13 protein-coding genes and 1 riboswitch are annotated in these 12,811 nt (G+C 40.3%); of the genes, 2 read left to right on the plus strand and 11 right to left on the minus strand.

Annotated features, from left to right (window positions below; all coding sequences use genetic code 11):
- Position 1: 1 nt before the first annotated feature.
- The 5 genes from N7548_RS07655 to ulaG form a co-directional block, all read right to left on the minus strand.
- On the minus strand, positions 2-1,876 hold the full coding sequence (locus N7548_RS07655) for a Cof-type HAD-IIB family hydrolase (RefSeq protein ID WP_263608881.1): 1,875 nt from the start codon (positions 1,874-1,876) through the stop codon (positions 2-4).
- 75 nt (positions 1,877-1,951) lie between these two features.
- Positions 1,952-2,260, minus strand: coding sequence for a PTS sugar transporter subunit IIB (locus tag N7548_RS07660; protein ID WP_263608882.1), 309 nt, complete (start codon positions 2,258-2,260; stop codon positions 1,952-1,954).
- 30 nt (positions 2,261-2,290) lie between these two features.
- Positions 2,291-3,769 (minus strand): PTS ascorbate transporter subunit IIC, encoded by a 1,479-nt coding sequence (gene ulaA / locus N7548_RS07665; RefSeq protein ID WP_263608883.1) that lies wholly within the window; start codon positions 3,767-3,769, stop codon positions 2,291-2,293.
- A gap of 16 nt (positions 3,770-3,785) precedes the next feature.
- Positions 3,786-4,238 carry a PTS sugar transporter subunit IIA gene (locus tag N7548_RS07670; protein ID WP_263608884.1) on the minus strand — a complete coding sequence of 151 codons (453 nt, stop codon included), beginning with the start codon at positions 4,236-4,238 and terminating at the stop codon, positions 3,786-3,788.
- A gap of 8 nt (positions 4,239-4,246) precedes the next feature.
- Complete coding sequence (gene ulaG / locus N7548_RS07675) at positions 4,247-5,311, minus strand: L-ascorbate 6-phosphate lactonase (protein WP_263608885.1); 1,065 nt, start codon at positions 5,309-5,311, stop codon at positions 4,247-4,249.
- A gap of 221 nt (positions 5,312-5,532) precedes the next feature.
- Between ulaG and N7548_RS07680 the strand changes: the two genes are divergently transcribed.
- Both N7548_RS07680 and N7548_RS07685 read left to right on the plus strand, forming a co-directional pair.
- Positions 5,533-6,312 (plus strand): hypothetical protein, encoded by a 780-nt coding sequence (locus tag N7548_RS07680; protein WP_263608886.1) that lies wholly within the window; start codon positions 5,533-5,535, stop codon positions 6,310-6,312.
- 2 nt (positions 6,313-6,314) lie between these two features.
- Positions 6,315-7,091: a DeoR/GlpR family DNA-binding transcription regulator gene (locus N7548_RS07685; protein ID WP_263608887.1), complete on the plus strand. Its 777-nt coding sequence runs from the start codon at positions 6,315-6,317 to the stop codon at positions 7,089-7,091.
- Between the two features lie 20 nt (positions 7,092-7,111).
- Here the strand turns inward: N7548_RS07685 and N7548_RS07690 are convergent, their stop codons facing one another.
- From N7548_RS07690 to N7548_RS07715, 6 genes are all read right to left on the minus strand, one after another.
- Positions 7,112-7,411, minus strand: coding sequence for a hypothetical protein (locus tag N7548_RS07690; protein ID WP_263608888.1), 300 nt, complete (start codon positions 7,409-7,411; stop codon positions 7,112-7,114).
- A gap of 73 nt (positions 7,412-7,484) precedes the next feature.
- A riboswitch (SAM riboswitch) is annotated at positions 7,485-7,568 on the minus strand.
- Between the two features lie 36 nt (positions 7,569-7,604).
- A complete protein-coding gene (glpK, locus tag N7548_RS07695; RefSeq protein ID WP_263608889.1) occupies positions 7,605-9,098 on the minus strand; it encodes a glycerol kinase GlpK in 1,494 nt (497 codons plus the stop codon).
- The gene (locus tag N7548_RS07700) at positions 9,095-9,454 is read right to left on the minus strand and encodes a DUF1667 domain-containing protein (RefSeq protein ID WP_263608890.1); all 360 of its coding nucleotides are present in this window, start codon (positions 9,452-9,454) and stop codon (positions 9,095-9,097) included. The genes glpK and N7548_RS07700 overlap by 4 nt, the downstream gene beginning before the upstream one ends.
- Positions 9,451-10,707, minus strand: a complete 1,257-nt coding sequence (locus N7548_RS07705) for an NAD(P)/FAD-dependent oxidoreductase (RefSeq protein ID WP_373425189.1) — start codon at positions 10,705-10,707, stop codon at positions 9,451-9,453. The genes N7548_RS07700 and N7548_RS07705 overlap by 4 nt, the downstream gene beginning before the upstream one ends.
- Positions 10,707-12,143, minus strand: a complete 1,437-nt coding sequence (locus N7548_RS07710) for an NAD(P)/FAD-dependent oxidoreductase (protein WP_263608892.1) — start codon at positions 12,141-12,143, stop codon at positions 10,707-10,709. The genes N7548_RS07705 and N7548_RS07710 overlap by 1 nt, the downstream gene beginning before the upstream one ends.
- Positions 12,144-12,231: 88 nt before the next feature.
- A complete protein-coding gene (locus tag N7548_RS07715; protein ID WP_263608893.1) occupies positions 12,232-12,774 on the minus strand; it encodes a glycerol-3-phosphate responsive antiterminator in 543 nt (180 codons plus the stop codon).
- Positions 12,775-12,811: the final 37 nt, after the last annotated feature.

The raw sequence follows: 12,811 nt of genomic DNA on the forward strand, positions 1-12,811 counted from the left end.
CCTATTTCTTAACGTAATAAATCGCGGCTTGATGAATCGTATTGTTCGCTGACAAAATGATGTCATGGTCTTTCAAATTAATGACAGTGAGGTTAGCTGGTCCAATTTCACGATCGATTTCATGTAACTCATAAGCTTGTTTTTCAAGGTTATAATCGATATAAAACATTTCTTTATTTAAACGTCTAATTCCACAAACAAAGGCTGGTTTGTCACGAAGGGTTGTCCCACACAATGCATGGGCAAATTCGAGGGGTCTTTCCACTTGATAGACTTGTTCATATTGTCCATTGATTATCTTGTACATGACCATGATGTTACCGTGAAATGGCTCAATGGAGATAATTTCAGGTATACCATCAAAATCGATATCGAGTACTGCTACATCGGAAATGGGTTTTTGAATCAAGTGATGATGGGTCCAAGATTCACCTTCTTTTTGAGGTGGTATAAATACGAAAAGCCCTTCATCGGATGCAATCCAAGCCGCATCTTTACCTTCATATGGGGCGGCATAATACCCATGGTTATGGGTTAAGTTTTCTAAAATAGGGGTAACAGTCATGCCTTTAGATAAGTCTTTTGGTAAGACACCGACAAACACTTTTCCTGGGTCTGACCAGTCTTCACGTTCTTTCTTTGAAGAACATAGGGTCGCACCAATAAAATAGTGTGTATCACCAACCGTAATCAAATCAAAACGGTGAAGATAAGGTAATTGAATGAAATCTCTAACGACAAATTCACCCGCTTCTTTCTTCACATGGACTACTTTCGCTGTAGCCGCGTTAAAGCCTGGAAAGAAGTTCCTAACGGCTAAAAATTCGCCGTTGGTATTTGGAATTGGAACAATCGACATTGTACCGCCTTGGTCAGCCCAAAGGGTGGTTCTCTTTTCAAAGTGTTCACCGCTGTACATGATACATTTGCCATCGATGGCTTCGCTCGCCACAATCAAATGTAATTCATTGTCAACAGTGACATGGCCTACGGCATAGGCACGGTAAAATTCATCGAGTACTACTTTTTCAAAACGCATGGTTTGATCCTCCATTAGTAAATTTTTTAAGGCGAATGAGACACCTTGTTGTTGATTGGTTTTGGTAATAAATGTGGCTTTGTTTTTCAATGATTCGATGGCGTTTCCCATCGCGACTTTGATTCTCGCATGTTCAAAAAGAGATAAATCATTGTCATAATCACCAAAGGTTAACACTTCTTGAGGTCGAACATTTAAGTGAAACATCAAGCGTTGTAAGGCATGACCTTTGGAAATATCTTGATTAGAGATATCCAAAAGGTTCTTATCCGATACGGTACAAGCCAGTGTCGTTTCTGATTCAATGAAAGCTTGAACCATCTCGCGTTTGGATGGGTCAGTCTCATGAATAAGAATTTTTTCAATCTGATTGTCGATGGGCTTTAATGCTTCATACCCGCGGATTTGAATCCGGTTCAAATGTTGTTGTGACGCTAGATGATTGTAGATAACGAATCGTTCACGTCGGATGCTTTCCTTTGGAAAGTAACAGGCTTCTCTTGAAAGCAAATTGCATTCAATTTTGTGCTTTAAACAAAAGTCTAATACTTGATATACTGCTTCATCATCCATGATGCTTTTGAATAGGGTTTTGTGTTCGATGATGTCATCAATGGCTGCACCATTGGATGAAATCACATAGCGAACCCCTTTGAGTTGGTTATAATAAGTCTCTAGCATTGTAAAAATACGACCAGAGGCGATGACAATGGTTTTCCCTTGATTGGCTAATTTTGTGATGATATCGATGTCTTGTTCATGGATGGTTTGATCGGGTGATAACAAGGTGCCATCCATATCTGTAACGATGAGTTTGATGTTCTTGATTGCATTCATGGTGTTCTCCAAAGGGTATTTAAAGTAAACCTGTGGATGCCAGTACTCTGACACCCACAGGCATGCTTTTAATGTTTATTTTTTAGCGTACTTTTCAACGAGTCCAGCTTGAATGACTTTTTCTTTGCATTCAGCTTCAGACATGACATTGCGTAATCCGATGACCACTTTCCCCGCTTTCGTCGCATGATCAAACATGCTTAGAAAGTTCAGTGGACAGAAAACCAAGTCATATGAAGTTGCAGCGCTTTTCCCTTCAGAAATTGAACAGTGATGAATGTTGTAGACAGGGATACCAAGTTGCTTCAACACTTTTTCTACCGTTAATTTCATCAACAGGGACGTTCCTGCACCATTGGCACACGAGACTAAAACTTTTAACATAACAATTCTCCTTCTTTCGTTTTGGGTTTATTAAGCTTGTGCTTTATTTTGTTTGTATTGTTCGTAATCGTCAGTAACTAAGAAGTAGTTCTTCTTGTCTGCACGATATTGAAGTTGTGGAATGAGTACGAGGATTGCGATGATGATTGCAACACCAGCGTAGCTTAAGAACTTCATAAGTGCTGTGAATACTGGCCATACAACTGCCCAGTCCCACATACCTAGGTATCCACCGTATGCAGCCATGCCGACCCAACCAGCGATTAAAGCAGATCCGAAGACTTGCATCAAACCAGCTAAGAATGGGAACAACATTGCAGCGCGTACGCCACCTTTATTGTTGGCGAATACAGCGATGGTTGCGTTATCGAAGAATACTGGAACGAACCCTGCGATAACCAATACTGGGCTCTTAAGTAAGATCAATGAACCGATAGCCAAGAATTGACCAAGGGCACCGAATAAGAAACCTAGTGTTACAGCATTTGGAGAACCGAAACCATAAGAAACGGCGCAGTCTACACCTGGAACAGCCCCTGGTAATAGTCTTTGTGAAATACCTCTGAAGGATGCAGAAAGTTCAGTAACGAAGGTTCTAACACCTAATTGAAGGATCGCTAGATATACTGCGAAGTTTAATGATGTGGTTAAGATGTAGAAGAAGAATGATTTACTTGCTGTTAAGAATCCAGCTTCAACCAAATAATCTTTACCTAAAATTAATAGGATTGTACCGAAGAATAATGTCATCAAGATTGAAGTTGCAACGATGTTTTCGTTGAAAATGGATAAGAATCCAGGGAACTTCATATCTTCTAACTTCTTAGATGGTCCACGTTTGCCACTATTCATCTTTTCAGCTAACCAAGAGAATAATGCTAAACCGAACATTTGTTGATGGGCGATAGAGAAACCAGCGCCATCGGTTAAATCTTGAGTAATACGAACGGTTAAGTTAGTACCAACTGCCCAATATAAACCTAAGATTAGACCCATGATTAAAAGAATCCATGTATCGTTTAATGCTGGGAATGCGAATAAGATTAACCAGAAGGCTGTAGAAGCTTGTTGAACTTGTACGTGACCTGTGGTGAAAATAGCTCTCATCTTAGTCCATCTCTTTAATGCCACCAATAAGATGTTAAAAATGAAGGCGATGAGCAATAACAACATGACTGATGCAAATGCCCTACCGAATACTTCTTCTACCCCTGCGGTTACCGCATTTTGTCCGAAGTAAGGGTCAATAACCATCGCGTCTAGATTGAAGCGACCTTTTAAACCTACTAAAATCGGTCTAAAGTTACCAACGAGTCCGCCTGAACCAACGATTAAAATTAAATAACCGACGGTTGCTTTTACGAAACCTGAAAGAACTTCATACCATGGTCTTCTGAGCAAGACGTAACCGACCACAACGATCAACCCGATAAAGTACGCAGGTTGTGTTAAGATGTTCGCTGCAAAGAATTCCCAAATCTTTTGCAAAAACTCTAAAACTTGATCCATATCTTTTCTCCTTTTTCTATTTCATCACAGTGAGGGCTTGTAAATCCTCGACTGATTTGACCTGTAGTAATGCTTCTAGCAACGCTTCATCCGTAAGCATTTCAAACAAGGCTTGCATGTTTTCCACATGCTCATCTTTGTTCGCAGCTGCTAGGGTGAAAAATACCTTTGCGTCTTTGGATGGGTCATTCGGATCGAATGAAACTGGCTTTTCTAGTTTCATAAATCCGATGGCTGTTCCATTTACACCTTCTGCATTCTCGGTGGAATGCGGCATCGCATAGTTTTCGAACAATACGATGTAAGGACCATATTTATTGACACACTCGATGATGAGTTCTGCATAACGTTTATCTACTGTACCATCCGCTTCTAACGGTTTGCAGCTCATTCGGATGGCTTCCTGCCAGGAATCTACCGAATCGAGGAATAAATAGTGGTTTTTTTCGATGATTTTCTTTAATAACATGCGCGTTTCTATAATAAGGACTTGAATGGGATGTTTTGTTCGTTTTCGAACGCATCCTCAAATCCACGTCTGTGATGGTACTCACGGTCATTTTGATCGGTTGGGAAGGTGAACTTACCACCAACTTGCCAAATGAATGGTTTGAACTTGTATTTCAAGACATCTTTTTTCATGTCATATACTGCTAAGATTTCTTTTGGATCTGCCATGAAGTTTGACCAAATATCATAATGGAGTGGAATCAATACTTTGGATTGTAATGCTTCTGCCATTCTGAGTAAGTCCACTGAAGTTTGTTTATCGGCGATACCCACTGGGTTTTCACCAAACGCACCGAAGCATACGTCGATTTTATGTTTTTTACCATGGTCTGCAAAACTAATCGAGTAGTGTGAGTCAGCCGCGTCGTAGATGTTACCACCTGTGGTTTTAAACAAATAGTTAACAGCTTTTTCATCCATATTTGGAATGGTACCGGCTAGTGGTACATAACCACCATCTGTTGTTACTAAACATGTTCTATCAAATGAATCTAACGCTACGATTTCTACGTCTTTAACCTTGATGACATCCCCTGGTTTAACTGTGATACAACGTTCAGCTGGTACACCCCATTTAATCCATAAATCCACGGATGATTTAGGCCCGATGAACGGGATTGGTTCTTTCACATTTTGAAGCACTGCTGCTGCAAAATGGATATCCATATGATCTGCGTGGTAGTGAGTTGCAACCACAGCGTCTAATTGTCTTACTTCAAATGGATCTAATACGTGTGGTTGTACACGTAGGTTAGGTTGTTGTAAGCGTCCGCCTGACATGTTTGCCATTTGATGTCCTGGTAACATGTTAGCTGTACGAGTTGTGCGCTTACCATTACCAAACCATAAATCCACTGCGATGTTCGTATTGTGTTCAGTTTTTATCCAGAAGCCCATACAACCTATCCACCAGAGTGCGACTGTATTTGGTTTGACCACTTCATCCTCTATTTGTTCGTTCAAATAAGTACCCCATTCAGGGAAAGTTGCCCTTAGCCAAGTGTCTTTGGTGATTTCATTTACTTTAGCCATTTTGTATTTCCTCCTGTTATTTTGATAGTCGAATGATTTCGCTTTCATTATATGCGTGACCCTATTTCATTGCAACCTTTTTTGACAATTAGAATCACAAATAATCATCAAATAATCATATATATGCATTTTTATGTGCTAAAAACTATCTAAACGTTTACATTTATGATTTTAGGTGATAGAATGTAATCAAATAATAAATGGGCGGTGAATTTCATATTATGTTTACGTTTCGTTCCTTGATTTTGTCTGAAAGAATGCGTTCTTTCATGATGATTGTGATTTTGGTTGTGTTTGTGGCCTTTGGTGTTCAGATCATTTTAAATGAATCCAATCTAACCACACAAATCTTTTATGTGGTATTCTTATCCTTCTTCACCTTCTTCTTTGTATTATCAGAAGTGCTAAGGTTTATGCACCGAAAAATGGTTTATGCACTCAATATTAAGGTCGATCATCCTAAAGCGCTTTATTGGTTAAGTAAGGTTCAGAAGTTTGATTTGATCAAAGAGTATCAACAAACTTATGTGGTATTTAAGACTTTATATCATCGTGACTTGGGAGAGTTTGATGAGCTAAAGAAGACGCTAGAACACCTAATATTCCAACGCAGTTCCAGTTTAAAATTGATCGATAAAGTGAACCGCTTCTACATCGCCATCGAAGAGAAAAACGATGAACAAGTCCAATCCCTATATAAAGACATCTATGATGCCTACTTCATCAAAACAAAAAAGAGTCACACACCACGTTATGTGTATGACATCCATCAAATCAGTGCAGACTATTATATCTATAAGAAAAATGCTTCTAAAGCACACGATGAGTTACAACAAGTATTGCTCGATCGTTTAAACCCACGTGAACAAACCTATTACTATGTTTCTTTCGCAAAATACAGTCAACTCAAACAAAAGGGTACCGACTTGGTTTACTGGAATAAAGCCAAAGAGATTGCGCCAAACGTACATCATGTCGTCAATTACGTGAAGGAGTCCTAATCATGAAAAGTTCAAAACAGGAAATTGAAAAAAGACGCACACACCTGCTAAGATTACTTGAGTATCGTGAAAGTATGTCGGTTGAAGAACTCGCAGAAGCGTTAAAAACCTCTGAAATCACGATTCGTCGTGATCTTCAATATTTTCAACAACAAAATGTCATTGACCGTCATCACGGGGGTGCGTCTTTAAATAAGATGAACTTCACTACCAATATTTTCAGTTCAAATCTCGCACTACATAAACACGCGATTGCGAAAGAAGCTGCTCGATTTGTTGAAGATGGCGATACCATCTTTATCAACACCTCTTCTACAGCTTTATTGGTATTAGAATACATTACAGCCAAGCAGGTTACTGTCATCACCAACAATGGCCGTGCCATCTTCTGTGAATCTAAAGACAATTTGTATGTCATCTTAACGGGTGGCGAACTCAGAATGCCTAAGGAATCCTTAGTAGGGGATTTCGCATTGAATAATTTAAGTAAAGTCAAAGCGGCCAAGTGCTTCTTAGGGTGTAGTGGTATTTCCTTAAAAGGTGGATTCACCACCGCTGTTTTACAAGAAGTCGCCATCAATGAAATGATGTTAAAAAATACCATTGGTCCAAGAATCGTTTTGGCAGATAAAAATAAAGTTGGTAGAGAACACAGTTTCAGTTCTGGTTCCATCAAAGAGCTAACTTATCTCATTACCGATACTCAAGCCAGCGATGTTGAAGTAAAAGCATTGAGACAAGCTGGTCTAAAAGTTTTACAAGTCCCTGTAACTGAATAACCTTAAAAAGTGTGAATCCATCACACTTTTTCTTTTATATAGTCATCAACGCTATTATATGACTTCGCCCCATGATACACCTGTTCAGCACGACTATGAATACCCAAATAACCAAAGGTGTTGTCTTGGTCAGAAACTGGTATCGCAATCCAACCCAGTTTTCCATCGGTAATGATCGATGGATTCATTGGGTATTTGCCTTTGGATTTCAAATAATCAAAAAGGACTTCCTTGTCTTTTAATGTGTGTAATTCTACGAATGTGAAATAAACCTTCTTTACATCTTTTTCTGGTGCATGTTCACCAAATGGAAACGGCATAAATTCTCCTCCTTAAGCCATAAAGAGGTAAAGAAAAACCCATCGAAATGATGGGTTTAAGTGCGTTTTAACCCCATCATCCAAGCGTTAGCACCTTGCCAAATGGTAGGTTGCTGAAGGGTCAATGAGCTTGTCTCTCGCCTTCTCTTTATGGTAGTTATATTATAATTGAATATCTTTTGTTTTACAATCCTTATTTGACTTTGAAATGTTGGGTCGCTGCTACAGCAATCTTCCAACCTTTAACCAAATGGGCTCTCGTAGATTCATCCATTTGAGGGTTATAGGCATTTTTGAGTTGCCACGAAGCTTTGATGTCGTCTTTGGTTTGCCAGAAGCCTACCGCTAAACCAGCTAAATAGGCAGCGCCTAAAGCTGTGGTTTCTAAAATCTTTGGTTGTTCTACTCTTAAGTTTAGAATATCGGATTGGAACTGCATTAAGAATTGATTGACGGTTGCACCACCATCGACTTTAAAGGATTTAATCGGAAGCTTGGTGTCTTCTTCCATGGCTCTTAACACATCCATCGATTGGTAACAGATCGATTCGAGAACTGCTCTGGCGAAATGTTCTTTAGACGTCCCTCTGGTTAATCCAAAGATAGCCCCTCTCGCATCCGAATCCCAATAAGGGGTACCCAAACCTACAAAGGCAGGTACGATATAAACCCCTTCATTTGAAGGTAAGGCAGTGGCTAGGCTTTCCGTTTCAGAAGCAGATTGAATGAGTTTGATACCATCTCTTAACCATTGTACCGATGAGCCTGCAACAAAGACAGAACCTTCAAGGGCGTACGTGATTTTATGATCTAAGCCCCAAGCGATGGTTGTTAGTAATCCATGTTCAGAGTTAATCGGTGTTTCGCCGGTATTCATAAGCATGAAACAACCAGTACCATAGGTATTTTTAACCATCCCTTTTTCAAAACAGTTTTGTCCAAACAAGGCTGCTTGTTGGTCTCCCGCAATCCCGGCAATCGGTACTTTTACACCAAAGAAATGATGTGGGGTAGAGTGTCCATAGACTTCAGAACTGGATTTGACTTCAGGTAACATGGACATGGGTATATTTAGAATGGATAGAATTTCTTCATCCCATTTGAGTTCATGGATGTTGTATAAAAGAGTTCTTGACGCATTGGTATAGTCGGTCACATGCACCTGTTCGCCGGTCATTTTATAGACAAGCCAAGTATCGATGGTTCCAAACATCAAATCGCCATGATCGGCTTTTTTTCTCGCACCTGGTACATTGTCTAAAATCCATTTCACTTTGGTTCCAGAGAAATATGCATCGATTAAAAGACCCGTTTTGGCTTTAAATAATGGCCCATAACCTTTTTCATTCAACTCGTCACAAATCTTCGATGTTTGACGGGATTGCCAAACAATCGCGTTGTGTACGGGTTGTCCTGTATGACGGTCCCATACCACAGTGGTTTCTCTTTGGTTGGTGATTCCAACAGCAGCGATGTCTTGTGGTTTGAGATTGGCTTCAAGCAATACGCGCGCCATGACCGCTAAGACAGACACCCAAATTTGATTTGGGTTGTGTTCTACCCAACCAGGTTGTGGGTAGATTTGGGTAATTTCTTCACTAGCCATCGCGATGATGTTGGAATCATGGTCAAAAATGATGGCTCTGGTACTGGTGGTGCCTTGGTCTATCGAAAGTATGTATTTCATAGATTTACCCCTTGAGATGAAATGGATTTGGTTGCGATGATATCCACGCCTGTGTGGCATGCATCCGCAACAATTACATCTCCTATTTTAACATTTTTTTCAACAACAATACCCTCTAAAGTGGCTAAAATATCAAACATTAAGGATTTTGGTACAGGTTCTTTGGTTTTTACCGATAACCTTGGGCAGTCTTCAAAGGTGGTTCTAACGGTGGTTGTAATCATCCGTTTGGGTGATGTCATTTCAACGATGGCGTACTTCTCACCTCTTGGACAACGATTTCCCACCACTTTTAAGGATTCATCCACGGATAGGTGACAACCAACGGGACAAACGATACATGTGAGTTCTTTCATACTATTTCCTCCAAATGAATTTCAATCGGGTCTTTGGATTTCAAATCTTCAGGTTTGATGATGAGATTTTCCATTTCAGCCGGGGCGATATGTTTCGCTTTTTTAAGTAAAATGACTTCCCCGTTTTGGACGACCTTAAACTGACCTTGAGCCATTTTTTTAGTGACTCTAAATGCACATTGAATGGGTTCAGTCAGATGATTATAATCGATTAAGTGCGGAACAACATATCGGATATTTGACCCAGGTGCGATGGATTTTAAATCCTTTTCTTCGTGTTTTTGTTCGAGTAAATAGGCTTTAGCGGTTTTACCTGCTTTTTCGCCTTCTTTAGACACCCAGTCAACCAAATCATGAACATGGAGTGCATTCCCACAAACGAATAATCCCTCCACGTTGGTCATCAAGGTTTGATCGACAATCGCACTCTTGGTGATGGGGCTTTTCTTCATTTGTAAGGAATCGAATAACCCCACATCGGGGATAAGACCGATGGATAATAATAAGGTGTCTACTTCAAATACTTTTTCAGTCCCGGGGATGGGTTCAAATTTGTCATCGACCTGTTGAATCGTGATTTGTTCTAAAATGTCTTTACCTTTAATGTCTGTGACGGTATGAGATAGATAAAGTGGGATATCAAAATCATTTAAGCACTGAACGATATTTCTCGTCAGTCCATTGGAGTATGGCATCAATTCTGCTACGCCCAATACTTGTGCGCCTTCTAAAGTCATGCGTCTGGCCATGATGAGCCCTATGTCACCACTACCTAAAATGAAGACACGTTTTCCCACGAGGTAGCCTTCCATATTCAAATAGCGTTGGGCACTGCCTGCAGGCATGATGCCTTTGGGTCTTTCCCCTGGAATTTGAACGGCACCACGGGTGCGTTCATAACAGCCTGAAGCGATGATCACCGCTTTTGAAGTAAGGTGTTGATACCCATTGGCTTCACTGGTCAAAGTGATTTCAAAGTCTGTTTTCTTTTGAATATCGATGACTGTTGTCCCTAATAATATGTCGATATGTTTGTCTTTCAATGCTTCGATAAATCGGTTCGCGTATTCTGGACCGGTGAGTTCTTCTTGAAACATATGTAACCCAAAACCATTGTGGATACACTGATTGAGGATGCCACCCAAACGGGGTTCTCTTTCAATGATTAAAATATTCAATTGAGGATCGATGGCGGATAGTGCAGCGGCTAACCCTGCTGCCCCACCGCCAACGATGGTGAGGTCTGTTTTCATCATTTTGTCTTCGTCTCCTTTACAAGGATGGGGGTGTTTTTCGCGTAATAGTTCACTTCGTTGGGTTTAACCTTGGTTTCTCTCGCAATGATTTTTAACACTTCAGATTCACAATAGCCACCCTGACATAAACCCGCACCAGCACGTGCACGCTTTTTAATCCCTTTGATGGTATCATTACCGGTTGGACTGTGAATCGCGTTGATGATGTCTTGTTCAGTCACCTTTTCACACTTACAAACCAAGTGACCATGTTTTGGGTGTTTTTGAATCTCGATTTGTTTCTGAACATCACATAAAGTATGGAATAAAGGGATTGGTTGATGGATTGGATCAAAATCAGGTTTCATCGGAAGGTCGATGCGAATGACTTCTTCGACCAAGTATTTCGCAATCGCTGGGGCAGCTGTCAACCCAGGTGAATCGATGCCAGCGACGTGGTAAAAGCCTTTATATGTTTTAGATTCTTGAATGTAAAAATCTTCATACGTGGAGGTTGCGCGAACCCCAGCGAAGTTTCGGATAATCATATCAAATGGGATTTGATTGGATAATGCCTTCAAGTGTTCTTTAATGTATTTCATACCCTCTCTTGAAGTGGATTCATCTTCGCGATCACTGATTTCATAAGAGGTTGGCCCCAATAAAATGTTGCCATGGGTTTGGGGAACGATTAAGACCCCTTTTCCGGCTTTGGTAGGTAGCGGATAAATCACATGGTTAAATAATCCAACAGCCTTACGATCTAAAACAAAATATTCCCCTTTTCGCGGTTTGATTTCGAATTCAGGGTTTTCTTCAATCATGCGAGCGATGAGATCACTCATGACCCCAGCTGCGTTAATGACGTGTTTTGATTCTAATGTTGTCCCATCTTTTAAATGGAGAACGAAATGATCTTCAACTTTTTTAATGGAAATGACATGGGCATTACGCTTGAATTCAGCCCCATTTTTGATGGCGTTTGAAATCGCGTGAATCGATACTTCCCATGGAAAGGTGACTTTCGTGGATGGTAATGATAAGACTTTAGTGATGGTTTCAGATAGCCTTGGTTCAACTTTTCGTGCTTCATCACCACTTAAAAAGTACGTACCTAGTACGCCGTTTTGTTTCGCTCTTTGATGAAGTTCTTGAAGCATTTGTTCTTCGAAATTGTTATGAGCAACCACATAAGCCCCTGTTCTTAATAGTGGGATAGCAAGCTCATGTTCAAGCGTGTCATACATGGCATTTCCTTCAACACAAAGGCGTGCTTTTAAAGACCCTGGTTTGGGGTCGTGCCCAGAGTGAATGATCGCGCTGTTCGCGATGGTTTGATGAGAAGAGATGTCATTTTCTTTGTCAATGACTAAAACTGAAACTTGGTATTTTGATAATGTTCGGGTAATGAGGGCACCGATGATGCCTGACCCAATGACGATATAGTCTTTCATGAAGGCCTCCTATAATATAAAAAGAGAAAAAAGATGTAAGGATACATGCGTTTTTTCTCTTTATTCTCTGATTGAAAGATTAACTTGTTTAGATCCAGAACTGAGGGTTGCTGGTGGTGACACCGACCGCACCTGCCAGTAAACAGGTGGCGATTTGGTCTTTGGTTCGAATGAGTCCACCCATCATGATGTCACAATGGATGCGTTGTTTGATTTCAGGGATGATGTCTGTACATAGCGCTGGCAAGACTTCTAAGTAATCCGGGTTGGTTTTACTCGCGACTTCTAGGCTTTGTTCAAGGGATATCGAATCTTTAAGGAAGAACCTTAAGATGCCAATCACTTTTCGCTTTTTACAGACTTCGATGACTTTAGGTTTAGAAGATATAATCCCATCGACTTTTAAGGTTTGAATGAGGTATATCGCCCCGTATTCATCGGAGGTCAATCCTTTGATCAATTCCGAGTGAATTAAGACTTTCTTGTCTTTGTTTTTCATCTCTAAAACCAAATCGGGTAACTGTGCCAACTGGAAATTCATCAAGATGCCATAGGTTAAGTTGGTTTGTAAGAACAGCCTCAGTTCTTGGTGGTTACTGATGGCCGGGATGATTCGTTGATTGCCTAACATACGATATAATCACACCCTTATAGAAAATAAATAGCAA

This window comes from Paracholeplasma manati (genome assembly GCF_025742995.1).
Classification (GTDB): domain Bacteria; phylum Bacillota_I; class Bacilli_A; order Acholeplasmatales; family UBA5453; genus Paracholeplasma; species Paracholeplasma manati.